Source organism: Pseudomonas sp. Marseille-Q5117 (assembly GCF_946901175.1).
GTDB lineage: Bacteria > Pseudomonadota > Gammaproteobacteria > Pseudomonadales > Pseudomonadaceae > Aquipseudomonas > Aquipseudomonas iranensis.
The window spans coordinates 510,895-535,808 of the sequence record NZ_CAMPPP010000001.1 but is presented as its reverse complement, the minus strand read 5'-3'; the positions used below and the strand labels follow the sequence as shown (position 1 = coordinate 535,808).

Annotated in this window: 18 protein-coding genes; 13 read left to right on the top strand and 5 right to left on the bottom strand. The window is 60.7% G+C overall.

Translation table 11 applies throughout. From position 1 onward, the window contains the following. The first annotated feature begins 201 nt into the window (after positions 1 to 201). From OC605_RS02480 to OC605_RS02460, 5 genes are all read left to right on the top strand, one after another. Positions 202 to 1,143 carry a rhodanese-related sulfurtransferase gene (locus OC605_RS02480; RefSeq protein ID WP_122603650.1) on the top strand — a complete coding sequence of 314 codons (942 nt, stop codon included), beginning with the start codon at positions 202 to 204 and terminating at the stop codon, positions 1,141 to 1,143. Positions 1,144 to 1,178: 35 nt separating this feature from the next. Next, positions 1,179 to 1,781, top strand: a complete 603-nt coding sequence (locus tag OC605_RS02475) for a DsbA family protein (protein ID WP_262136278.1) — start codon at positions 1,179 to 1,181, stop codon at positions 1,779 to 1,781. Then, the gene (locus OC605_RS02470) at positions 1,774 to 3,591 is read left to right on the top strand and encodes an ABC transporter ATP-binding protein (protein WP_262136220.1); all 1,818 of its coding nucleotides are present in this window, start codon (positions 1,774 to 1,776) and stop codon (positions 3,589 to 3,591) included. The genes OC605_RS02475 and OC605_RS02470 overlap by 8 nt, the downstream gene beginning before the upstream one ends. 137 nt (positions 3,592 to 3,728) lie before the next feature. After that, the gene (locus tag OC605_RS02465; RefSeq protein ID WP_262136219.1) at positions 3,729 to 6,188 is read left to right on the top strand and encodes an EAL domain-containing protein; all 2,460 of its coding nucleotides are present in this window, start codon (positions 3,729 to 3,731) and stop codon (positions 6,186 to 6,188) included. A 79-nt stretch (positions 6,189 to 6,267) separates the two neighbouring features. After that, positions 6,268 to 7,029 (top strand): TenA family transcriptional regulator, encoded by a 762-nt coding sequence (locus OC605_RS02460; protein WP_410055974.1) that lies wholly within the window; start codon positions 6,268 to 6,270, stop codon positions 7,027 to 7,029. A gap of 102 nt (positions 7,030 to 7,131) precedes the next feature. On the opposite strand, the gene OC605_RS02455 is transcribed toward OC605_RS02460, so the two are convergent. From OC605_RS02455 to OC605_RS02435, 5 genes are all read right to left on the bottom strand, one after another. Further along, the gene (locus tag OC605_RS02455; RefSeq protein WP_024013877.1) at positions 7,132 to 8,058 is read right to left on the bottom strand and encodes a GGDEF domain-containing protein; all 927 of its coding nucleotides are present in this window, start codon (positions 8,056 to 8,058) and stop codon (positions 7,132 to 7,134) included. A gap of 362 nt (positions 8,059 to 8,420) precedes the next feature. Further along, positions 8,421 to 9,161: a YciK family oxidoreductase gene (locus OC605_RS02450; protein ID WP_024013876.1), complete on the bottom strand. Its 741-nt coding sequence runs from the start codon at positions 9,159 to 9,161 to the stop codon at positions 8,421 to 8,423. A 313-nt stretch (positions 9,162 to 9,474) separates the two neighbouring features. Further along, positions 9,475 to 10,146, bottom strand: coding sequence for an N-acetylmuramic acid 6-phosphate phosphatase MupP (gene mupP / locus OC605_RS02445; protein WP_262136218.1), 672 nt, complete (start codon positions 10,144 to 10,146; stop codon positions 9,475 to 9,477). 4 nt (positions 10,147 to 10,150) lie between these two features. Then, positions 10,151 to 10,849 carry a bifunctional 2-polyprenyl-6-hydroxyphenol methylase/3-demethylubiquinol 3-O-methyltransferase UbiG gene (gene ubiG / locus OC605_RS02440; protein ID WP_024013875.1) on the bottom strand — a complete coding sequence of 233 codons (699 nt, stop codon included), beginning with the start codon at positions 10,847 to 10,849 and terminating at the stop codon, positions 10,151 to 10,153. A gap of 58 nt (positions 10,850 to 10,907) precedes the next feature. Beyond that, the gene (locus OC605_RS02435; protein WP_262136217.1) at positions 10,908 to 12,242 is read right to left on the bottom strand and encodes a TRZ/ATZ family hydrolase; all 1,335 of its coding nucleotides are present in this window, start codon (positions 12,240 to 12,242) and stop codon (positions 10,908 to 10,910) included. 108 nt (positions 12,243 to 12,350) lie between these two features. Between OC605_RS02435 and mtnA the strand changes: the two genes are divergently transcribed. The 8 genes from mtnA to rpsA all read left to right on the top strand — a co-directional run bounded on the left by mtnA (position 12,351) and on the right by rpsA (position 24,768). Continuing rightward, the gene (gene mtnA, locus OC605_RS02430; protein ID WP_016770927.1) at positions 12,351 to 13,427 is read left to right on the top strand and encodes an S-methyl-5-thioribose-1-phosphate isomerase; all 1,077 of its coding nucleotides are present in this window, start codon (positions 12,351 to 12,353) and stop codon (positions 13,425 to 13,427) included. Between the two features lie 423 nt (positions 13,428 to 13,850). Then, positions 13,851 to 16,505: a DNA gyrase subunit A gene (gyrA, locus tag OC605_RS02425; RefSeq protein ID WP_136492957.1), complete on the top strand. Its 2,655-nt coding sequence runs from the start codon at positions 13,851 to 13,853 to the stop codon at positions 16,503 to 16,505. A gap of 230 nt (positions 16,506 to 16,735) precedes the next feature. Continuing rightward, a complete protein-coding gene (serC, locus tag OC605_RS02420; protein WP_038860448.1) occupies positions 16,736 to 17,821 on the top strand; it encodes a 3-phosphoserine/phosphohydroxythreonine transaminase in 1,086 nt (361 codons plus the stop codon). Then, the gene (gene pheA, locus OC605_RS02415; protein ID WP_016770924.1) at positions 17,821 to 18,915 is read left to right on the top strand and encodes a prephenate dehydratase; all 1,095 of its coding nucleotides are present in this window, start codon (positions 17,821 to 17,823) and stop codon (positions 18,913 to 18,915) included. Before serC ends, pheA begins: the two co-directional genes overlap by 1 nt. A gap of 13 nt (positions 18,916 to 18,928) precedes the next feature. Continuing rightward, the gene (gene hisC, locus OC605_RS02410; protein WP_262136216.1) at positions 18,929 to 20,041 is read left to right on the top strand and encodes a histidinol-phosphate transaminase; all 1,113 of its coding nucleotides are present in this window, start codon (positions 18,929 to 18,931) and stop codon (positions 20,039 to 20,041) included. 28 nt (positions 20,042 to 20,069) lie between these two features. Continuing rightward, on the top strand, positions 20,070 to 22,277 hold the full coding sequence (locus OC605_RS02405; protein WP_262136277.1) for a bifunctional prephenate dehydrogenase/3-phosphoshikimate 1-carboxyvinyltransferase: 2,208 nt from the start codon (positions 20,070 to 20,072) through the stop codon (positions 22,275 to 22,277). Next, positions 22,274 to 22,963: a (d)CMP kinase gene (cmk, locus tag OC605_RS02400; protein ID WP_024013869.1), complete on the top strand. Its 690-nt coding sequence runs from the start codon at positions 22,274 to 22,276 to the stop codon at positions 22,961 to 22,963. The genes OC605_RS02405 and cmk overlap by 4 nt, the downstream gene beginning before the upstream one ends. Before the next feature lie 119 nt (positions 22,964 to 23,082). Next, entirely contained in the window at positions 23,083 to 24,768 is a 1,686-nt protein-coding gene (gene rpsA / locus OC605_RS02395) for a 30S ribosomal protein S1 (protein WP_016770920.1), read from the top strand. The last annotated feature ends 146 nt before the right edge of the window (positions 24,769 to 24,914 follow it).

Sequence of the window (24,914 nt, the reverse complement as noted above, 5' to 3'; positions counted from 1 at the left end):
ACCGCATTCTCAGGGTTTGGGGCCGCTTCGCAGCCTATCGGGGATAAATCCCCTCGCCACAGGTTTTGTGTTGTCACAAAGACTGAGTAAATCCAAAACACATCATGTTTTTGCTAGAATCCGCAACGCGCCGCTTAGCCGGCGCGTTTTTTTTTGAATCCGGTTCACCCTTTGCGAGGGTAGCCACCTGGAGAAATACCCATGACACAACCGATTGTCGTGGCGGCACTGTACAAGTTCGTCACCCTCGAAGATTACGTTGACCTGCGCGAGCCACTGCTGCAAGCGATGGTCGACAACGGCATCAAAGGCACGCTGCTGATCGCCGAAGAAGGCATCAACGGCACGGTTTCCGGCAGCCGCGAAGGCATCGACGGCCTGCTCGCCTGGCTCAAGAACGATCCACGCATGGTCGACATCGACCACAAGGAATCGTACTGCGACGAGCAGCCGTTCTATCGCACCAAGGTCAAGCTGAAGAAAGAGATCGTCACCCTCGGCGTTGAAGGCGTTGACCCGAACAAGAAGGTCGGCACCTACGTCGAACCGCAGGACTGGAACGCGCTGATCAGCGACCCGCAAGTGCTGCTGATCGACACGCGCAACGATTACGAAGTGTCGATCGGCACCTTCGAAGGCGCCATCGATCCGAAAACCACCAGTTTTCGCGAGTTTCCCGACTACATCAAAGAACACTTCGACCCGGCCGTGCACAAGAAGGTCGCGATGTTCTGCACCGGCGGCATCCGCTGCGAGAAAGCCTCGAGCTACATGCTCGGCGAAGGTTTCGAAGAGGTTTACCACCTCAAGGGCGGCATCCTGAAGTACCTCGAAGAGGTGCCGCAGGAAGAAACCAAGTGGCGCGGCGACTGCTTCGTCTTCGACAACCGCGTCACCGTGCGTCACGACCTGACGGAAGGCGACTACGATCAATGTCATGCCTGCCGCACGCCGGTCAGCGTTGAAGATCGCGCCTCCGAGCACTACGTCGCCGGCATCAGTTGCCCGCACTGCTGGGACAAGCTCAGCGAGAAAACCCGGCGCAGCGCCATCGATCGGCAAAAGCAGATCGAACTGGCCAAGGCGCGCAACCAGCCGCATCCGATCGGCTACAACTATAAGCAAGCATCCACCGAGGCTTAACCATGTCTGCGCGCCTGCTCTATGTGATGGATCCGATGTGTTCATGGTGCTGGGGGTTTGCTCCGGTGGCCAAGGCACTGGTCGAGCAGGCGCAGGCAGCCGGGGTCGAGCTGCATCTGGTGGTCGGTGGTTTGCGCACCGGCAGCGGTTCGGCGCTGGAGCCGACCACGCGGCGCTACATCCTTGAGCACTGGCAAGCGGTCACCGAGGCCACCGGCCAGTCGTTCAAGTTCGACGGCGCGCTGCCCGACGGTTTTGTCTACGACACCGAGCCGGCCTGTCGCGCCATTGTCACCGCGCGCAGCCTGGCGCCGGATTGCGCGTGGACATTGGTCGGGCTGATCCAGCAAGCGTTTTACGCCGAAGGTCGCGATGTCACTCAGGCCAGCGTGCTGGTCGAATTGGCAGAGCAGGCCGGTGTGCCGCGTATCGAATTCGCCGCGTTGTTCGATCACGCCGATCAGCACAAGGCGACCCAGGCCGACTTCACCTGGGTGCAGGACTTGGGCATCGCCGGTTTTCCGACCCTGCTGGCCGAGCGCAACGGGCAACTGGCGCTGCTGACCAACGGCTATCAACCGCTCAGCGAGCTGTCGCCGTTGCTCGGCCGCTGGCTGGAGCGCGCGGCCTGTGTCTGAGCTGGCCGATGACACGCCAGCCGTAGAGCGTGTCGACCGGCTGAGCTGGGCTGAAGTCCGGCGTCTGGCACTGCATCACAAAAAATCCCTGTGGATCGCCAACGGCGTGGCCGTGCTGGCGACGCTGTGCAGCGTGCCGATCCCGTTGCTGCTGCCGTTGCTGGTCGACGAAGTGCTGCTCGGCCACGGCGATGCCGCGCTGAAAGTCATGAACCATTTTCTGCCGAGCATGTGGCAGCAGGCGGCGGGTTATATCGGCCTGATGCTGGTGGTGACCCTGACCTTGCGTTGCAGCGCCCTGTGTTTTGGCGTGTTGCAGTCGCGGCTGTTCGCGCGCCTGGCCAAGGACATCGTCTACCGCATTCGCGTACGCCTGATCGAGCGGCTCAAGCGCATTTCCCTCGGCGAATACGAAAGCCTCGGCAGCGGCACGGTGACCACGCACCTGGTCACCGATCTGGATACCCTCGACAAATTCGTCGGCGAAACCCTCAGCCGCTTCCTTGTCGCGATGCTGACCCTGGTCGGCACCGCCAGCATCCTGATGTGGATGCACTGGAAGCTGGCGCTGCTGATCCTGCTGTTCAACCCGTTGGTGATCTACGCCACGGTGCAGTTGGGCAAGCGCGTCAAGCATCTGAAGAAGCTGGAGAACGACAGCACCTCGCGCTTCACCCAGGCACTGAGCGAAACTCTCGATGCGATTCAGGAAGTGCGCGCCGGCAATCGTCAGGGCTATTTCCTCGGGCGCCTCGGTGTGCGCGCGCAGGAGGTGCGCAACTACGCAGTCAACTCGCAGTGGAAAACCGACGCCTCGAACCGCGCCAGTGGTCTGCTGTTCCAGTTCGGCATCGACATCTTCCGCGCGGCGGCGATGCTCACCGTGCTGTTTTCCGACCTGTCGATCGGGCAGATGCTCGCGGTGTTCAGTTACCTGTGGTTCATGATCGGCCCGGTCGAACAGCTGCTCAATCTGCAATACGCCTATTACGCAGCGGGCGGTGCGCTGACGCGGATCAATGAATTGCTGGCGCGCGCCGACGAGCCGCAGTATCCCGGCGGCGTCGATCCGTTCAAGGGGCGCGACACCGTCGGCATCGAGGTGCAAGGCCTGAGCTTCGGTTATGGCGACGAGTTGGTGCTGGACCAGATGAACCTGTCGATCCTGCCCGGTGAAAAAGTCGCGATTGTCGGCGCCAGCGGCGGCGGCAAAAGCACCTTGGTGCAATTGCTGTTGGGCCTGTACACGCCAGCGGCCGGGACCATTCGCTTCGGCGGATCGACCCAGCAGGAGATCGGTCTGGAGACGGTGCGCGAGAACGTCGCGGTGGTGCTGCAGCATCCGGCGCTGTTCAACGACAGCGTGCGCGCCAACCTGACCATGGGCCGCATGCGCAGCGACGAAGCCTGTTGGCAGGCGCTGGAAATCGCGCAAATGGCCGCGACCATCCGTGCGCTGCCCGCTGGCCTTGACAGCATCGTCGGGCGTTCCGGCGTGCGTTTGTCCGGCGGTCAGCGCCAGCGTCTGGCGATTGCGCGGATGATTCTCGCCGAGCCGAAAGTGGTGATTCTCGACGAAGCCACCTCGGCCCTCGACGCCGCCACCGAGTACAACCTGCACCAGGCGATGGCGAAGTTTCTCCATGGCCGTACCACGCTGATCATTGCCCATCGCCTGTCGGCGGTGAAACAGGCGGACCGCGTGCTGGTGTTCGACGGCGGGCAGATCGCCGAGGACGGCGACCACCGTCAGTTGATCGCCGACGGCGGTCTGTACGCCAAGCTCTATGGCAACTTGCAACAGCACTGATCGAAACCCTCGCCGACCTGTCAGAGGTTCTGCGCGCGGTGTAACGCCGCGCCTTGCCTTGAACGAGAACCCCACCTAGTCTCGTCATAGCGAATTCGCCCGGAAGGCGAGCGGGCAGTGCTCATGCAAGGACTCTCATGAAGCAAAAGCAGACTCTGGGAACACCACGGTTGTTGGGTATCGTCTGGCCCTTTATTGCTGTCGTGGTGTTCCAGGCATTACTGGGGGGCGTGAGCCTTTACGTGCTTTCGGCCGTGCGTGGCTACGTGGCTGGCGAAAGCCTGTGGTCCAAGGGCCAGAAAGACGCCATCTATTACCTCAACCTCTACGCCGACAGCCGTGACGAGGCGATCTATAACAAGTACCTGACGGCGATCGCCGTGCCCCAGGGCGGCCACCAATTGCGCCTGGCACTGGATCGTCAGCCGCCGGATCTGCAAGCGGCGCGCGAAGGCATTCTCAAAGGTGGCAATCACCCCGAAGATGTCTCCAGCCTGATCTGGCTATACCTCAATTTCCGCCACTACAGTTATCTGGAAACCGCGATCGATCGCTGGACGATTGGCGATGCGTATCTCGACCGACTGCACGAAGTCGCGCAGGAGATGCACCAAGGCATTGCGCAGAACCAGGCCAGCCCGGGCGATGTGCGGCGCTGGAAAGCACAGATCTTCGCGATCAACGATGCGGTCACTCCAGCCGCCAGAGCCTTCAGCGATGCCTTGGGCGAAGGCTCGCGGGTGATCATGCGCCTGCTGCTGTTCACCAACCTGGCTACCGCGCTGGGTCTGATCGCGCTGGCGCTGTGGCGCACGCACAAACTGCTCAGGCAGCGCCATGAGTTTGCCCAGGCGCTGCAACTGGAAAAGGATCGCGCGCATATCACGCTGCAGTCGATTGGTGATGGCGTGATCACCACAGACGTCAACGGCGCGATCGATTACATGAACCCCGCCGCCGAGGCCATGACGCACTGGAAGGCCGAGCAGGCGGCAGGGCTGCCGTTGTCGGCGCTGTTCAACCTGCTTGACGATAACGCCCAGACCGAAGGGCTGACGTTGATCGAGCACATTCTCAGCGGCCAGCTCAGCGGCGGTAGCGAACATTCCAAGCTGATCCAACGTCTGGACGGCAGCACCCTGTCGGTGACCCTGGTCGGCGCGCCGATCCGCAATGCCGGGAATGTCAGCGGCACGGTGCTGGTGCTGCACGACATGACCCAGGAGCGGCAATACATCGCCAATCTGTCCTGGCAGGCGACTCACGATGCGCTGACCGGGCTGGCCAACCGCCGCGAATTCGAATATCGCCTCGAACAGGCCTTGCACAAACTGACGCGCCAGCCCGGGCGGCACGCGCTGATGTTCCTCGATCTCGACCAGTTCAAACTGGTCAACGACACCTGCGGGCACGCGGCGGGCGATGAACTGCTGCGGCACATCTGCACGCTGCTGCAATCAGACTTGCGCGAGGGCGATACCCTGGCGCGACTGGGCGGCGATGAATTCGGGATTTTGCTCGAGAACTGCCCGCCGGACATCGCCGAGAAGATTGCCGAAAGCCTGCGCCAGACCGTGCAGAACCTGCATTTTGTCTGGAAAGGGCGGCCGTTCCTGACCACCGTCAGTATCGGCCTGGTGCATGTCGCGCAGAATCCCACCACCCTTGAAGCCTCCCTGCGTGCGGCGGACATGGCCTGCTACATGGCCAAGGAAAAGGGCCGCAACCGCGTGCAGGTCTACCATGCCGATGATTCCGAACTGTCCATGCGCTTCGGTGAGATGGCCTGGGTACAGCGCCTGCACATGGCGCTGGAAGAAAACCGCTTTTGCCTTTACGCCCAACAGATCGCGCCGCTCAAGCCGCAACCCGGCCAAGCCGGACACATCGAAATCCTCCTGCGTTTGCATGATGAATCCGGGCGGATGATTTTGCCTGACAGCTTTATTCCGGCAGCGGAGCGATATGGTTTGATGACCCAGTTAGATCGCTGGGTAGTTGAAAATGTTTTCAAGGTTATTGCCCAGTGTATTGAACAGGAACATGAACTTCCTTTGGCAATGTGTGCGATTAATCTGTCAGGCATTACTATAGGAGATGACGCGTTTTTGCACTTCCTGCGGGAACAGTTTGTTAACTACGCTATACCGCCTGAAATGATTTGTTTTGAAATTACTGAAACCAGTGCAATCGCAAATCTTGGCAGTGCAATTCGTTTTATCAATGAACTCAAAGGTTTAGGCTGTCACTTTTCCCTGGATGATTTTTGTGCCGGAATGTCTTCATTCGCTTACTTGAAACATTTGCCTGTAGACTTCCTGAAGATCGACGGGAGTTTCGTCAAGGATATGCTGGACGACCCGATTAATCGGGCAATGGTCGAAGTGATCAATCACATCGGCCATGTTATGGGTAAGCAGACAATTGCCGAGTTTGTTGAAACTAACCAGATCGAACAGGCATTGCTTGAAATAGGTGTGGATTACGCTCAGGGGTATGTCATCGAGCGCCCGCAGTTATTTACCTGTGACAGTTTGCAAAGTCGCCCTGCCAGACCGCAGCCGTTGCTGTTCAAAGCGCCTGGCACGTTCCGTTGAAGTCTCTCGCCGATCCTTGCCATCACAACTCAAAAGGAGCCGAACAGTGATCGACACATTCAACCGAACCGGACCCCTCATGGAAGCTGCAAGTTATCCTGCCTGGGCGCAACAGCTCATCAAGGATTGCAGCGAGAGCAAGCGCCGGGTTGTCGAACATGAACTTTATCAGCGCATGCGCGACAACAGACTCAGCGCGAAAACCATGCGCCAGTACCTGATCGGTGGCTGGCCGGTGGTCGAGCAGTTTGCCTTGTACATGGCGCAGAACCTCACCAAGACCCGCTTTGCCCGCCACCCTGGTGAGGACATGGCGCGGCGCTGGCTGATGCGTAACATCCGCGTCGAACTCAACCATGCCGACTACTGGATGCACTGGAGCCGCGCCCATGGCGTCAGCCTCGAAGATCTCCAGGCCCAGCAAGTGCCGCCGGAGCTGCACGCGCTGAGTCACTGGTGCTGGCACACCAGCTCGGCGGATTCGCTGATCGTGGCGATTGCCGCGACCAACTATGCGATCGAAGGGGCGACCGGGGAGTGGTCAGCGGTGGTCTGCTCGACCGGGGTCTACGCCGCGGCGTTTCCGGAAGAAGATCGCAAGCGCGCGATGAAGTGGTTGAAGATGCATGCCCAGTACGACGATGCCCATCCGTGGGAAGCGCTGGAAATCATCTGCACCCTGGCCGGCATGAACCCGAGCAAGGCCTTGCAGGCGGAATTGCGGCAGGCGATCTGCAAGAGTTATGACTACATGTACCTGTTTCTGGAGCGGTGCATGCAGCTGGAGACTTCGGAACGCTTGCAGGTCAACCGCGAGCGCCGGACCGTAACCGAAAGCTGATCGAACTGTGGGAGCGAGCCTGCTCGCGAAAGCGGTGGGTCATGCAACGAATCGTTGTCTGACCCTCCCTCTTCGCGAGCAGGCTCGCTCCCACAATGATTTTTAGCCGGCCATCGCCAGCCGGTTCCGCCCCTCGCGCTTTGCGACATAGAGCGCACTGTCGGCGCGGCGCAGCAAGCTGTCTGCCGACTCCCCCGGCAGTAACGTCGAGCATCCCAGACTCACGGTGATCTCGATCAACTGGCCATCGGCAAAGTATTCCTCCGACTGCGTCGCCTGACGCAAACGCTCGCCGACCATCGCTGCCGCTTCGCGACCGGTGTTGGACAGCAGGATCAGAAACTCTTCGCCGCCATAACGGAACACCATGTCGACGTTGCGCAGTTGCGCCTTGATCGACGCGGCAATGGCTCTGAGCACCTCATCACCGGCGCCATGCCCGTGGTCATCGTTGACCCGTTTGAAGTGGTCGATGTCGAGCATCAGCACCGACAGCGGTTGCGCATGGCGGCGCGACATGTCGATCTCGCGCTGCAAGGTCTGCTCCATCGCCACCCGGTTGCCGGCACCGGTCAACGGGTCGCGCAAGGCACTTTGCGTTGCGGCGCGATAGAGCAGGGCGTTGCGCATCGGGTACAGCAGGCACGACAGCAGCGACTCGAGGTCGCCCTGTTCCTTGTCGTTGAAACGCTGATTGCGGCGGAAGACCAGCTCGCCCATGTGCTCGCCTTCGTGGCTCAGGGTGTAGCTGACCGAGTGGTGGCCGCGCGCGCCGAACTCCAGGCGCAAGTCGCTGGCCTGATGCACATAGCTCAGGGCGTCCAGCGGCACCAGGCGTTGGATTTCGCGAAAGAACAGGCCAAGGATGCGCTGTGGCTCCAGGCTGGTTTGCAGTTGCAGGCTCATTTGCTGACGCAGTTGCGCCAGGCTGGTCGGGCGCTCGATCAGCGCCGGTAGTTGACCGAAGCCCAGGCGCTGCAATTTGGCACTGTCAAAGTCAATTGCATGGGTCTGGGAAGGAGATTTCATATGGCGTGAGCCCCTAAGCAGTAAGTCTGTCTTACAGGCTGGGTGAGAGCGGCTATGGGCTGCGCGTCGTACTGATCCATCAGTCCCGTAGGACGTTTGGCGTAAGTTTAGTCTGCCGCAAGACGATCAGTCAGCTATCGAAATCGGCGTCTGCCCCATGGCCATCACACGGCATGTTTTGAGGGAATTTAGAGCGAAACCCGTGCCATTCGGTTCGATTTAATTTAAAGCTTTTCGAATCAAAGACTTGCTGATGGATGCCGGGCGGCCGCGCTGGGTTATTGGCGGCTTTGTGACGGTTATGAGCGGCAATGGTTTGCCGCGACAGCTTTCTGCCGCGGCAACAAATGCGACGTATGGCGTTATTGGGCGTTGAAAGCCTGGCCATTGACGCCCGCGCTGTCCGGGCCCATCAGGTACAGATACACCGGCATGATCTCTTCCGGTGTCGGGTTGTTCAGCGGATTTTCCCCCGGATAGGCCTGCGCACGCATGCTGGTGCGCGTACCGCCCGGGTTGATGCTGTTGGAGCGCACCGGCGCAACGCCTTCCACTTCATCGGCCAGGGTTTGCATCAGGCCTTCGGTGGCAAATTTCGACACACCGTAAGCGCCCCAGTACGCGCGACCCTTGCGCCCGACGCTGCTCGAGGTGAACACCACCGAGGCGTCCTGTGAGAGCTTGAGCAGCGGCAGCAGGGTGCTGGTCAGCATGAACATCGCGTTGACGTTGACCTGCATGACGCGCATGAAGTTTTCGCCGGAGAGTTGCTCGATCGGCGTGCGCGGGCCGATGATCGAAGCGTTGTGCAGCAGGCCGTCGAGATGGCCGAACTCGGTTTCGATCATTGCGGCCAGCTCATCATATTGATGGGGCAGGGCGGTCTCGAGGTTGAACGGGATCACCGCCGGTTGCGGGTGGCCGGCTGCTTCGATTTCGTCGTAGACCTCGGTCAGATTGGCTTCGGTCTTGCCCAGCAGCAACACGGTGGCACCGTGGGCTGCATAGGTTTTCGCCGCAGCCGCGCCGATGCCACGGCCGGCACCGGTGACCAGAATGACCCGATCCTTGAGCAATTCGGGGCGAGCGGTGTAATCAAACATAAAAACCTCACAATCCATTTGATGAAGACCTGCTTCGCCCCCGTGGCGAGGGGATTTATCCCCGTTCGGCGGCGAAGCCGTTGCAAAACCTGTGTGTCACATTGCCTGGATCAAAGCGGGGGCCGCTTCGCAGCCCAGCGGGGATAAATCCCCTCGCCACACAGGGAGCTTGCAACAGTCAGGTCGGCAGCTGCACAGCCCAGCGGGGATAAATCCCCTCGCCACACAGGGAGCTTGCAGCAGTCAGGTCGGCAGACGCACAGCCCAGCGGGGATAAATCCCCTCGCCACACAGGGAGCTTGCAACAGTCAGGTCAGCAGCTGCACAGCGCGCTGTCGAGCACCTTGCGCAACTCCAGCGGGTGATCCACTACCACGTCTGCACCCCAATGCCGTGGGTTGTCGTCCGGGTGGATGTAGCCGTAGGTCACCGCAGCGGTTTTGGTGCCGGCATCGCGGCCCGATTCGATATCGCGCAGATCATCGCCGATAAACAGCACGGTCGACGGATCCAGATCAAGCATCTTGCAGGCGAGGATCAGCGGCTCCGGATCCGGCTTGCTGTTCTTCACATGATCCGGGCAGATCAGCAGCGCCGAACGCTCGGCCAGCCCCAGACGCTGCATGATCGGCTCGGCGAAGCGCAGCGGTTTGTTGGTGACCACGCCCCAGATCAGGTTGGCCTTTTCGATATCGACGAGCAGTTCGCCCATGCCGTCGAACAATTTGCTGTGAACTGCGCAACCGACCAGGTAGCGCTCGAGAAACTCCTGGCGCAGTTCCTCGAAACCCGGCGATTCAGGATCCATCGAAAATGTCACCGCGACCATGGCCTTGGCCCCGCCGGAAATCTCGTCGCGGATGTGCTTGTCGTTGATCGGCGGCAGACCGCGATCGGCGCGCATCGCCTGGCAGATGGCGATGAAGTCCGGCGCGGTGTCGAGCAGGGTGCCGTCCATGTCGAAAAGTACCGCTCTGATGGCCATCGGCTTATTCCTCGCGCAGGGTCTGGATCATGTAGTTGACGTCAACGTCGTTGGCCAGCTTGTAGTGCTTGGTCAGCGGGTTGTAGGTCAGGCCGATGATGTCCTTGACGGTCAGGCCGGCCATGCGGCTCCACGCACCGAGCTCGGACGGGCGGATGAATTTCTTGAAGTCGTGGGTGCCGCGCGGCAACAGCTTCATGATGTATTCGGCGCCGATGATCGCGAACAGGTACGCCTTCGGGTTGCGGTTGATGGTCGAGAAGAACACCTGGCCGCCCGGCTTGACCATGCGGAAGCAGGCGCGGATCACCGAGGATGGATCCGGCACGTGCTCGAGCATCTCCAGGCAGGTGACCACGTCGAACTGCTCGGGCATTTCGTCGGCGAGGGCTTCGGCGGTGATCTGGCGGTATTCGACGCTGACCCCGGATTCCAGCTGATGCAGTTGTGCGACCGCCAGCGGCGCTTCGCCCATGTCGATGCCCATCACGGTGGCGCCGCGCTGAGCCATGGCTTCGCTGAGGATGCCGCCGCCGCAACCGACGTCGAGGACTTTCTTGCCGGCCAGATTGACTCGCTCGTCGATCCAGTTGACCCGCAGTGGGTTGATGTCGTGCAGCGGCTTGAACTCGCTTTCGCGGTCCCACCAGCGATGGGCCAGGGCCTCGAATTTGGCGATTTCGGCGTGGTCGACGTTGCTCATGTTCAATTCCTCGAAAAACCTGAAAAGGGCTGTAGCCGCGGATATTGCGCCGCGGTGTTTACGATTCGGTGTGGCCGCTGATGCGCTGGCCCCATTGGCGGGCGGTCGCGCCCAGCTGTTGTTCGTCCATGCGGGTCAGGCGCCGGTCGTCGAGCAGTTGCTTGCCGGCGACCCACAGGTGTTTCACGCAATCACGCCCGGTGGCATAAATCAGCTGCGACACCGGGTCATACACCGGCTGCTGCGCCAGACCGGACAGGTCGAAAGCGACGATGTCTGCGGCTTTGCCGATCTCCAGCGAGCCGACCTGCGTCTCGATCCCCAGCGCACGGGCGCCATTGAGGGTGGCCATGCGCAAGGCGCGATGGGCGTCCAGCGCAGTGGCAGAGCCGGCGACGGCTTTGGCCAGCAGGGCGGCGGTGCGGGTTTCGCCGAGCAGGTCCAGATCATTGTTGCTCGCCGCGCCATCGGTGCCGACGGCGACGTTCACCCCAGCCTGCCACAAACGTTCGACCGGGCAGAAGCCGCTGGCCAGTTTGAGGTTGGATTCCGGACAGTGGATCACGCTGCTGTTGCTTTCTACCAGCAGCGCGAGGTCGTCATCGCTGATCTGGGTCATGTGCACGGCCTGGAAGCGCGGGCCGAGCAGGCCAAGGCGGCCCAGGCGCGCCAGTGGCCGTTCGCCGGTTTGCTCGACGGCCTGCTGCACTTCGAATGCGGTTTCATGCACATGCATGTGGATCGAGGCGTCCAGCTCCTCGGCGATCACCCTGATTTTCTCCAGGTTCTCATCACCGACGGTGTAGGGTGCATGCGGGCCGAAAGTAATCTTGATGCGTTCGTGATGCTTGAGATCGCCGAACAATTCGACGCCCTGACGAATGGCTTCGTCGGCACTGCTGGCGCCGGGGATCGGGAAATCGAGGATCGGAATGGCGATTTGCGCACGGATGCCGCTGTTGTGTACGCGCTCGCTGGCGACTTTCGGGAAGAAATACATGTCCGAGAAGCAGGTGATGCCGCCCTTGATCTGCTCGGCGATGGCCAGATCGGTGCCGTCGCGGACGAAGTCCTCATCGACCCATTTGCCCTCGGCCGGCCAGATGTGGTTTTCCAGCCAGGTCATCAGCGGCAGATCGTCGGCCAGGCCACGGAACAGCGTCATCGCCGCGTGGCCGTGGGCATTGATCAGTCCCGGCGCCAACAGAACATCCGGCAGTTCACGGATTTCTGTCGCGTTACACTTCAACGCTTCGGCGCGCGGGCCGATAAACACGATGCAACCGTCACGGATGCCCAGGCCATGCTCCTTGAGCACCACGCCTGCGGGTTCGACGGGGACCAGCCAGGTCGGCAGCAATAACAGGTCGAGCGCAATGGCAGGTTTCGGCATCGAGGGTCGGTTCCAGTGCTTTTGTAAAGGATGGCGAAGTATACCCGAGCGTCTTCGCGGGGGGATCGCTATAATCGGCGGCTTTTGTTCATGAGTGCGGGGTGTGGGATGCGCGATCGACTGTTGGCTGCGGAGAAAGTGAAGGCCATCGATTGGCGTGATGGCGCGCTGCACCTGCTGGATCAGCGTATTTTGCCGTTCGAGGAAACGTGGATCGCCTACACCAGCGCCGCCGGCGTGGCCGAGGCGATTCGCTCGATGGTCGTGCGCGGCGCACCGGCTATTGGCATCAGTGCGGCTTATGGCATCGTCCTCGCGGCGCGGGCGCGGATTGCCGAGGGCGGCGACTGGTACGCGGCGCTGGAAGAGGATTTCGCGCTGTTGGCCGATTCGCGGCCGACCGCGGTCAATCTGTTCTGGGCGCTGGGGCGCATGCACGATCGCCTGGATCGGCTGAAAAGCAACGCCGATCCGCTGGCGGCGCTGGAAGCCGAGGCCATCGCCATTCATGAAAGCGATCGCGAGGCCAACCTGACCATGGCGCAGCTTGGCGTCGACCTGATTCGCAAGCATCAGGGCAACGCTCAAGCCATCCTGACCCACTGCAACACCGGCGCGCTGGCCACCGGTGGGTTCGGTACTGCGCTGGGGGTGATCCGCGCTGCTTATATAGAAGGCATGGTCGAGCGCGTTTACGCCGATGAAACCCGGCCGTGGCTGCAAGGCTCGCGCCTGACCGCGTGGGAGCTGGCCAACGAAGGCATCCCGGTGACCCTGAACGCCGACTCCGCCGCCGCGCACATCATGAAAACCAAAGGCGTGACCTGGGTGATCGTCGGCGCTGACCGCATCACCGCCAATGGCGACGTGGCGAACAAGATCGGCACCTATCAATTGGCGGTGAACGCCATGCACCACGGCGTGCGTTTCATGGTCGTGGCGCCGAGTTCGACCATCGACATGAATCTGGCCAGCGGCGATGACATTCCGATTGAAGAGCGTGATGGCGCCGAACTGCTGGAAGTCGGCGGTAAACGCGTCGGTGCCGATGTTGAAGCGTTCAACCCGGTGTTTGATGTCACCCCGGCGGATCTGATCGATGCGATCGTCACCGAGAAAGGCATCGTCGAACGCCCGGACACCGCGAAAATGGCCCAGCTGATGTGTCGCAAACGCCTGCATTGACAGGCTTTGGTGTTGTGTTGAGCCATTCGCGAGCAGGCTCGCTCCCACAGGTTTTGTGAACGCCACTGGCCTGTGTGGGAGCGAGCCTGCTCGCGAAGAGGTCGGTAATGTCAATAAACATCGCTAATTCAGCCCCCGATTTCACATTCAACCAAGCTCTGAGCCTCTCTCGTCCCTCTCAAGCCTGTCATCGGTCAACTAACTATGCTCCATGCGCATCTGGGGGATAGGTGCGTGGCGGCCTTTGTGATAACATCCGGCGTTTTCCGAGGCGGCTCCACGGAGCTGTCTTTACTGCGCAAATCCGCGATCCAATGTTGATTTGTCGTAAGTCGGCGCATGGCACTCGGCCGGCCCCGACGAGCTTCGTTGCTCCCACATGGATATGACGAAGTTTCACCAGAAAAAGGAATCAGGCTTCTCATGGGCGAACTGGCCAAAGAAATCCTCCCGGTCAATATCGAAGACGAGCTGAAACAGTCCTACCTCGACTACGCAATGAGCGTGATCGTCGGCCGTGCACTGCCGGATGCGCGCGATGGCCTCAAGCCCGTGCACCGTCGCGTACTGTTCGCGATGAGCGAGCTGGGCAACGACTACAACAAGCCGTACAAGAAATCTGCCCGTGTCGTCGGCGACGTGATCGGTAAGTATCACCCGCACGGTGACACTGCCGTGTACGACACCATCGTTCGCATGGCCCAGCCTTTCTCCCTGCGCTACCTGCTGGTCGACGGCCAGGGCAACTTCGGTTCGGTCGACGGCGACAACGCTGCGGCCATGCGATACACCGAAGTGCGCATGACCAAGCTGGCGCACGAGCTGCTGGCTGACCTGCACAAGGAAACCGTGGACTGGGTGCCGAACTACGACGGCACCGAACTGATCCCGGCGGTCATGCCGACCCGCGTACCGAACCTGCTGGTCAACGGTTCCAGCGGTATCGCCGTAGGCATGGCGACCAACATTCCGCCGCACAACCTCGGTGAAGTCATCGACGGTTGCCTGGCCCTCATCGACAACCCCGAGCTGACCGTCGATGAGCTGATGCAATACATTCCCGGTCCGGACTTCCCGACGGCTGCGATCATCAACGGTCGCGCCGGCATCATCGAAGCCTACCGCACCGGTCGCGGGCGCATTTACATGCGTGCCCGCTCGATCATCGAAGACATCGACAAGGTCGGTGGCCGTCAGCAGATCGTCATCACCGAACTGCCTTACCAGCTGAACAAGGCGCGTCTGATCGAGAAGATCGCCGAGCTGGTCAAAGAGAAGAAGCTCGAAGGCATCACCGAGCTGCGCGACGAGTCCGACAAGGACGGTATGCGCGTCGTGATCGAACTGCGTCGCGGCGAAGTGCCTGAGGTGATCCTCAACAACCTCTACGCCCAGACCCAGCTGCAATCGGTGTTCGGTATCAACATCGTCGCGCTGATCGACGGCCGCCCGCGCATCCTCAACCTCAAGGATCTGCTGGAAGCCTTCGTCCGTCACCGTCGCGAAGTGGTCACCCGTCGTACCGTGTTCGAACTGCGCAAGGCGCGCGAGCGTGGGCACATTCTCGAAGGCCAGGCCGTTGCGCTGTCGAACATCGACCCGGTGATCGCCCTGATCAAGGCTTCGCCAACGCCGTCGGAAGCCAAGGAAGCGCTGATCAGCACGCCTTGGGAATCCTCGGCTGTGGTGGCGATGGTTGAACGTGCCGGTGCCGATTCGTGCCGTCCGGAAAACCTCGATCCGCAATATGGCCTGCGCGAAGGCAAGTACTTCCTCTCGCCAGAACAGGCCCAAGCGATTCTCGAACTGCGCCTGCACCGTCTGACCGGTCTGGAGCACGAGAAGCTGCTGGCCGAGTATCAGGAGATCCTCAACCAGATCGGCGAGCTGATCCGCATCCTCAACAGCGCCGTGCGCCTGATGGAAGTGATCCGCGAAGAGCTGGAAGTGATCCGCGCCGAATACGGCGATGTGCGCCGCACCGAAATTCTCGATGCCCGTCTCGACCTGACTCTGGGCGACATGATCCCGGAAGAAGAGCGCGTCGTGACCATTTCCCACGGTGGCTACGCCAAGACCCAGCCGCTGGCTGCGTACCAGGCTCAGCGTCGTGGCGGCAAAGGCAAATCGGCTACTGGCGTCAAGGACGAGGACTACATCGCTCACCTGCTCGTCGCCAACAGCCACACTACGCTGCTGCTGTTCTCCAGCAAGGGCAAGGTGTACTGGCTCAAGACCTACGAGATTCCGGAGGCATCCCGCGCGGCCCGTGGTCGTCCGCTGGTCAATCTGCTGCCGCTGGATGACGGTGAATACATCACCACCATGCTGCCGGTCGAGGAATACACCGAAGGTCACTACATCTTCATGGCCACCGCCAACGGCACCGTGAAGAAGACCCCGCTGGAATCCTTCAGCCGTCAGCGCAGCGTCGGTCTGATCGCGCTGGAGCTGGACGAAGGCGACGTGCTGATCTCTGCGGCCATCACCGATGGTGAGCGCGAAGTGATGCTGTTCTCCGACGGCGGCAAGGTCACCCGCTTCAAAGAGTCCGACGTGCGTGCCATGGGCCGTACCGCTCGCGGCGTGCGCGGCATGCGTCTGCCGGAAGGGCAGAAGCTGATTTCAATGCTGATCCCGGAAGAAGGCAGCCAGATCCTCACCGCTTCCGAGCGTGGTTATGGCAAGCGCACCGCGATCACCGAGTTCCCTGAGTACAAGCGTGGCGGCCAAGGCGTGATCGCCATGGTCAGCAACGAGCGTAACGGCCGTCTGGTCGGCGCAGTGCAGGTGCTCGACGGCGAAGAAATCATGCTGATCTCCGATCAGGGCACCCTGGTGCGTACCCGTGTCGACGAAGTGTCGAGCCTGGGTCGTAACACTCAGGGCGTGACGCTGATCAAGCTGGCCAAGGATGAAACCCTGGTCGGGCTGGAGCGGGTTCAGGAGCCTTCGGAAATCGAAGGCGAAGAGCTCGAAGGTGAAGAGGGCGAGGAAATCGCAGGCACCGTCGGTATCGACGAAGCAGGTGAAGACCAGCAACTCGACGCCGCAGCAGACGAAGAACCGCAGGAATAAGCGGACAAACGAGGGGGCGGATGAGAATTCGCCCCCTTGTTATTTGTCCGGTATGAATTTTCGACATCATGGAGCCCCCTGTGGGAGCGAGCCTGCTCGCGAAAGCAGGCGCTGCGGTACCTCTGAAGCACCGCGGTGATGCATTCGCGAGCAGGCTCGCTCCCACAGGGCCATGTTGATCGGTAGTGTGATTTATTGCGTGATACCACCAAATCAGAGCGAGATTGGATGTGAGCAAGCGAGCCTATAACTTCTGCGCCGGTCCGGCGGCGCTGCCTGAAGCTGTCCTGCAGCGCGCCCAGGGTGAACTCCTTGATTGGCACGGCAAGGGTCTGTCGGTCATGGAAATGAGCCATCGCAGCGATGAGTTCGTGTCCATCGCCACCCAGGCCGAGCAGGATCTGCGTGACCTGCTGAATATCCCGTCGAACTACAAAGTGCTGTTTCTGCAGGGCGGCGCCAGCCAGCAGTTCGCGCAGATCCCGCTGAACCTGTTGCCTGAAGGCGGCTCGGCCGACTACATCGACACCGGTATCTGGTCGCAGAAAGCCATCGAAGAAGCCTCGCGCTACGGCCACGTCAACGTTGCTGCCACTGCCAAGCCTTACGACTATTTCGCCATCCCAGGTCAGAACGAGTGGAACCTGTCGAAAGACGCTGCGTACGTTCACTACGCGCCGAACGAAACCATTGGCGGCCTGGAATTCCAGTGGATCCCGCAAACCGGTGACGTGCCGCTGGTGGCCGACATGTCTTCGGACATCCTCTCGCGCCCGGTCGATATTTCGCGTTTCGGCATGATCTACGCCGGCGCGCAGAAGAACATCGGCCCGAGCGGCATCGTCGTCAACATCATCCGCGAAGACCTGCTCGGCAAGGCCCGCTCGCTGTGCCCGACCATGCTCAACTACAAGGTCGCGGCTGATAACGGCTCGATGTACAACACCCCGCCGACGCTGGCCTGGTACTTGTCCGGTCTGGTGTTCCAATGGCTGAAAGAGCAGGGCGGCGTCGAAGCGATTGCCAAGCTCAACGACGTCAAGCAGCGCACCCTGTATGACTTCATCGATGCCAGCGGCCTCTACAGCAACCCGATCAACAAGTCGGATCGCTCGTGGATGAACGTGCCGTTCCGTCTGGCTGATGATCGTCTGGACAAGCCGTTCCTTGCCGGTGCCGACGAGCGCGGCCTGCTCAACCTCAAGGGCCACCGCTCGGTGGGCGGCATGCGCGCCTCCATCTACAACGCCGTCGACATCACTGCGGTCAACGCGCTGGTGGCGTACATGGCGGAATTCGAGAAGGAACACGGCTGATGTCCGAGCAAGAACTCAAGGCACTGCGCGTTCGCATCGACGCTCTGGACACCAAAGTCCTCGAGCTGATCAGTGAGCGTGCGCGTTGCGCCCAGGAAGTCGCCCGCGTGAAGATGGCCTCGCTGGCCGAAGGCGAAGTGCCGGTGTTCTATCGTCCCGAGCGCGAAGCTCAGGTGCTCAAGCGCGTGATGGAGCGCAATCAGGGGCCGCTGGGCAACGAAGAAATGGCGCGGCTGTTTCGCGAAATCATGTCGTCGTGCCTGGCGCTGGAGCAGCCGCTGAAAGTGGCCTATCTCGGCCCTGAAGGCACCTTCACCCAAGCGGCGGCGATGAAGCACTTCGGCCACGCGGTGATCAGCAAGCCGATGGCGGCGATCGACGAAGTGTTCCGTGAAGTCGCCGCCGGTGCGGTGAATTTCGGCGTGGTGCCGGTGGAAAACTCCACCGAAGGTGCGGTCAATCACACGCTGGACAGCTTCCTCGAACACGACATGGTGATCTGTGGCGAAGTCGAGTTGCGCATCCACCATCATTTGCTGGTCGGCGAAAACACCAAGACCGACAGCATCAGCCGCATCTATTCCCACGCGCAGTCGCTGGCCCAGTGCCGCAAGTGGCTGGACGCGCATTACCCGAATGTCGAACGCGTCGCGGTATCGAGCAACGCCGAAGCGGCCAAACGGGTCAAGGGTGAGTGGAATTCGGCGGCGATCGCTGGCGACATGGCGGCGGGGCTGTACGGTCTAACGCGCCTGGCCGAGAAGATCGAAGATCGTCCGGACAACTCGACCCGCTTCCTGATGATCGGTAACCAGGAAGTGCCGCCTACCGGCGACGACAAGACCTCGATCATCGTGTCGATGAGCAACAAGCCCGGCGCGCTCCATGAGCTGCTGGTGCCGTTCCATGACAATGGCATCGACCTGACCCGCATCGAAACCCGTCCGTCGCGCAGCGGCAAATGGACCTACGTGTTCTTCATCGACTTCGTCGGCCACCACCGTGATCCGTTGATCAAAGGTGTGCTGGAAAAGATCAGTCAGGAAGCAGTAGCACTCAAAGTGCTGGGTTCCTACCCGAAAGCAGTTCTCTAAGGGGCGGTAGCAAATGAGTGGCAACTTCCTCGCTCTGGCACAGCCGGGCGTGCAACAACTTTCGCCGTACGTTCCGGGCAAGCCTGTGGACGAACTGGCGCGCGAGCTGGATCTGGATCCGGCAAAAATCGTCAAACTGGCGAGCAACGAAAACCCATTGGGTGCCAGCCCGAAGGCATTGGCGGCGATCCGCGAAGAGCTGGCCGAGCTGACTCGCTACCCGGACGGCAATGGTTTCGCCCTGAAATCGCTGCTGGCCGAGCAGTGCCGCGTCGAGCTGAATCAGGTCACGCTGGGTAATGGCTCAAACGACATTCTTGAGCTGGTTGCGCGTGCCTATCTGGCGCCGGGCCTGAACGCAGTGTTCAGTGAGCACGCTTTCGCTGTGTATCCGATTGCTACCCAAGCTGTCGGTGCGCAGGCCAAAGTCGTTCCAGCCAAAGACTGGGGCCATGACCTGCCGGCCATGCTCGCAGCCATCGATGCCAACACTCGCGTGGTGTTTATCGCCAACCCGAACAACCCGACCGGCACCTGGTTCGGCGCCGAAGCGCTGGACGAATTCCTGCAGGACGTTCCCGAGCATGTGCTGGTAGTCCTCGACGAGGCTTACATCGAGTACGCCGAAGGCAGCGATTTGCCGGACGGTCTCGACTTCCTCGCCGCATACCCGAACCTGCTGGTGTCGCGCACCTTCTCCAAGGCCTATGGCCTGGCTGCGCTGCGCGTCGGTTATGGCTTGTCGACCCCAGTGGTGGCGGACGTGCTGAACCGCGTTCGTCAGCCGTTCAATGTCAACAGCCTCGCCTTGGCGGCGGCCTGTGCGGCGCTGAAGGACGAGGACTATCTGGCGCAGAGCCGTCAGCTCAACGAATCCGGCATGCAGCAGTTGCAGACTTGTTTCCGTGAGTTGGGGCTGGGCTGGATCGAGTCCAAAGGCAACTTCATCTGCGTCGATCTCGGCCAAGTCGCGGCGCCGATTTTTCAGGGCTTGCTGCGCGAAGGCGTGATCGTGCGTCCGGTGGCCAATTACGGCATGCCGAACCACCTGCGGGTGACCATCGGTCTGCCGGCAGAAAACAGCCGTTTCCTCGAGGCGCTGCGCAAGGTTCTGGCTCGTGGTTGATGTCACTGCGCTGCAACCTGCTGCACCTATGATCGGTCGCCTTGTGGTGGTCGGTCTGGGGTTGATCGGTGGTTCGTTTGCCAAGGGTTTGCGTGAAAGCGGCTTGTGCCGTGAAGTGGTCGGCGTCGATCTGGATCCGCAATCGCGCAGGCTCGCGGTCGAATTGGGTGTGGTCGATCGCTGCGAAGACGACTTGGCGGCGGCGTGCGTCGGTGCCGATGTGATTCAGCTGGCGGTGCCGATTCTGGCCATGGAAAAGCTGCTCGCGCGTCTGGCTGTTATGGATCTGGGGCTGGCGATTCTTACGGATGTCGGCAGTGCCAAAGGCAACGTGGTGCGCGCGGCGACCGAAGCGTTCGGCGGCATGCCGGCGCGTTTCGTGCCGGGGCACCCGATTGCCGGTTCCGAGCAGAGCGGGGTGGAGGCCTCGAACGCCGAGCTGTTCCGCCGGCACAAGGTGATCCTGACGCCGCTCGAGCAGACCGATCCTGCCGCACTGGCGGTGGTCGATCGCCTGTGGCGTGAATTGGGTGCCGATGTCGAGCACATGCAGGTCGAGCGGCACGATGAAGTGCTGGCCGCGACCAGCCATCTGCCGCACCTGCTGGCCTTCGGTCTGGTCGATTCGTTGGCCAAGCGCAATGAAAATCTGGAGATCTTCCGTTACGCTGCCGGTGGTTTTCGCGATTTCACAAGAATCGCCGGAAGCGACCCGGTGATGTGGCACGACATCTTCCTCGCCAACCGCGAGGCTGTCCTGCGCACACTCGATACATTTCGCAGCGACCTCGACGCCTTGCGCGACGCGGTCGATGCAGGGGATGGGCACCAATTGTTGGGCGTTTTCACGCGCGCCCGGGTTGCCCGCGAGCATTTCAGTAAAATCCTGGCCCGCAGGGCCTATGTGGACGCTATGAATTCCAACGATCTGATCTTCCTGGCTCAACCTGGTGGCCGCCTGTCCGGTCGGATTCGCGTACCGGGTGACAAATCGATTTCCCACCGTTCGATCATGCTCGGCTCGCTGGCCGAAGGCGTCACCGAAGTCGAAGGCTTTCTCGAGGGCGAAGACGCCCTGGCGACTTTGCAGGCGTTTCGCGACATGGGCGTGGTCATCGAAGGCCCGCACCACGGCCGCGTGACCATCCACGGTGTCGGCCTGCATGGCCTGAAACCTGCGCCGGGCCCGATCTATCTGGGCAACTCCGGCACCTCGATGCGTCTGCTCTCCGGCCTGCTGGCGGCGCAGAACTTCGACAGCACCCTGACCGGCGACGCTTCGCTGTCCAAGCGTCCGATGAATCGCGTGGCCAATCCGCTGCGGGAAATGGGCGCGGTCATCGAGACCGCTGCTGAAGGGCGTCCGCCGATGACCATTCGCGGTGGCCACAAGCTCAAGGGTTTGACCTACACCATGCCGATGGCCAGTGCTCAGGTGAAATCCTGCCTGCTGCTTGCCGGTCTCTATGCTGAAGGCAAGACCACCGTCACTGAGCCGGCACCGACCCGCGATCACACCGAGCGCATGCTGCGTGGTTTCGGCTACCCGGTCAGCGTCGACGGTGCGACGGCGTCGGTCGAGTCCGGCGGCAAGCTCACCGCGACTCACATCGAAGTGCCGGGCGATATCTCGTCGTCGGCGTTCTTCCTCGTCGCGGCCTCGATCGCCGAGGGTTCCGAGCTGGTGCTTGAGCACGTCGGCATCAACCCGACCCGTACTGGCGTGATCAATATCCTGCGACTGATGGGCGCCGATATCACTCTGGAAAACCAACGTGAAGTGGGCGGCGAGCCAGTGGCTGACTTGCGCGTGCGCGCAGCTAAACTCAAAGGTATCGAGATTCCGGAAGAGCTGGTGCCGCTGGCGATCGACGAATTCCCGGTCCTGTTCGTTGCGGCTGCGTGCGCCGAAGGGCGTACCGTGCTGACCGGCGCCGAAGAGCTGCGGGTCAAGGAGTCCGACCGGATTCAGGTCATGGCGGACGGTTTGCTGGCGCTGGGCGTCAAGTGCGAACCGACCCCGGACGGCATCATCATCGACGGCGGCCAGATCGGCGGCGGTGAAGTGCACGGTCACGGCGACCACCGTATCGCCATGGCCTTCAGCGTTGCCTCGTTGCGCGCCACTGCACCGATCCGCATCCACGATTGCGCCAACGTCGCGACCTCGTTCCCCAACTTCCTCGCGCTGTGCGGGCAAGTCGGCATTCGTGTGGCACAAGAGGCTCAGTCGTGAAAAACATTGCACCGGTCATCACCATCGATGGGCCAAGCGGCTCCGGCAAAGGCACCGTCGCCGGGATTCTGGCCAAGCGTCTGGGCTGGAACCTGCTGGATTCCGGTGCGCTTTATCGCTTGCTCGCGTTTGCTGCGCATAACCATGGCGTCGACCTGACCAATGAAGAGTTGCTGAAAACGCTGGCCGCTCATCTGGATGTGCAGTTCATCGCCGCGACCGAAGGTCAACTGCAGCGGATCATTCTCGAAGGCGACGAAGTCAGCGATGTCATTCGCACCGAAAGCGTCGGCTCCGGCGCCTCGCAAGTGGCTGCGCTGCCCGCCGTACGCGAGGCGCTGCTGCAACGTCAGCGTGCATTTCAGGAAGCGCCGGGCCTGGTGGCCGACGGTCGCGACATGGGCACGGTGGTTTTTCCGGATGCACCACTGAAGATTTTCCTCACCGCCAGTGCCGAGGAGCGGGCGCGCCGTCGATATTTGCAGTTGAAGGGCAAAGTCGAGGGTGTTAGTCTGTCGAGTCTGCTAGATGAGATCCGTGCACGCGATGAGCGTGACACCCAGCGCGCAGTAGCCCCGCTCAAGCCGGCGGCCGACGCGATTCAGCTGGATTCAACGGAGCTTTCCATCGATCAGGTGCTTGAACGCATCATGAGCGAGATCGCCATTCGCGATATCGCCGGGTGACCAAGAAGGTCGCAGGGGACCAGTCATAGTCCTGCGGTGCTTCTTTTAAATGAAACTAACCCACACCGTCTGGGGTGTGGAGATGGGCGTTTACTTCGCCCTCATCTACAGGAATTAAAATGAGCGAAAGCTTTGCGGAACTCTTTGAAGAAAGCCTGAAAACCCTGAACCTTCAGGCAGGCTCCATCATCACCGGTGTTATCGTTGATATCGATTACCAGGCTCGCTGGGTAACCGTTCACGCTGGTCTGAAGTCTGAAGCACTCATCCCGCTTGAGCAGTTCTACAACGATGCTGGCGAACTGAACATCAACGTTGGTGATGAAGTTCACGTTGCTCTGGATTCGGTTGAAGACGGCTTTGGCGAAACCAAGCTGTCCCGTGAAAAAGCCAAGCGCGCTGAATGCTGGATCGTTCTGGAAGCAGCCTTCGCAGCCGAGGAAGTGGTCAAGGGCGTTATCAACGGTAAGGTTAAAGGCGGCTTCACTGTCGACGTTAACGGCATCCGTGCGTTCCTGCCAGGTTCCCTGGTTGACGTCCGTCCAGTGCGCGACACCACGCACCTGGAAGGCAAAGAGCTGGAATTCAAGGTCATCAAGCTGGACCAGAAGCGCAACAACGTTGTCGTTTCCCGTCGCAGCGTCCTCGAAGCCGAGAACTCCGCCGAGCGTGAAGCTCTGCTGGAATCCCTGCAGGAAGGCCAGCAAGTCAAAGGTATCGTCAAAAACCTCACCGATTACGGCGCATTCGTCGATCTGGGTGGCGTGGACGGCCTGCTGCACATCACCGACATGGCCTGGAAGCGCATCAAGCATCCTTCCGAGATCGTCAACGTTGGTGACGAAATCGACGTCAAGGTTCTGAAATACGATCGCGAACGCAACCGTGTTTCCCTGGGCCTGAAGCAACTGGGCGAAGATCCATGGGTTGCTATCAAAGCCCGTTACCCAGAAGGCACTCGCGTAACCGCTCGTGTTACCAACCTGACCGACTACGGCTGCTTCGCTGAGCTGGAAGAAGGCGTTGAAGGTCTGGTACACGTTTCGGAAATGGACTGGACCAACAAGAACATCCACCCTTCGAAAGTCGTACAAGTCGGCGACGAAGTGGAAGTCATGGTTCTGGACATCGACGAAGAGCGTCGTCGTATCTCCCTGGGCATCAAGCAGTGCAAGTCGAACCCATGGGAAGACTTCTCTGGCCAGTTCAACAAGGGCGACAAGATCTCCGGCACCATCAAGTCGATCACCGATTTCGGTATCTTCATTGGTCTGGACGGCGGCATCGACGGTCTGGTTCACCTGTCCGACATCTCCTGGAACGAAGTGGGCGAAGAAGCCGTACGTCGTTTCAAGAAGGGCGACGAGCTGGACACCGTCATCCTGTCGGTTGACCCAGAGCGCGAGCGCATCTCCCTGGGCATCAAGCAACTGGAAAGCGATCCGTTCTCCGAGTACGTCTCGGTTAACGACAAGGGCGCTATCGTGACCGGTACCGTGAAAGAAGTTGACGCCAAAGGCGCCATCATCGTTCTGGCCGACGACATAGAAGCTACCCTGAAAGCCTCCGAAATCAGCCGTGACCGCGTTGAAGACGCGCGCAACGTTCTGAAAGAAGGCCAGGAAGTTGAAGCCAAGATCATCAGCGTTGACCGCAAGAGCCGCGTAATCCAGCTCTCGATCAAGTCGAAAGACGACGCTGAAGAGAAAGAAGCCATCCAGAGCCTGAAAGCAGCTCCGGAAGGCGAAGCAGCTGACACCACTATGGCGGCACTGCTGCGTCAAGCAATGGCCAAACAGAACTGAGTTCTGCTTGATCATTAAAAAGGGCGACTTCGGTCGCCCTTTTTTGTGCCTGCGATTTGGTCTTTGTACGTCCGTGCATGAAACCAATGCCGACGCCTGCGGGTCTGTTTCTTTAATCGGATCAATCGCCTATTCGCGACTAAGCT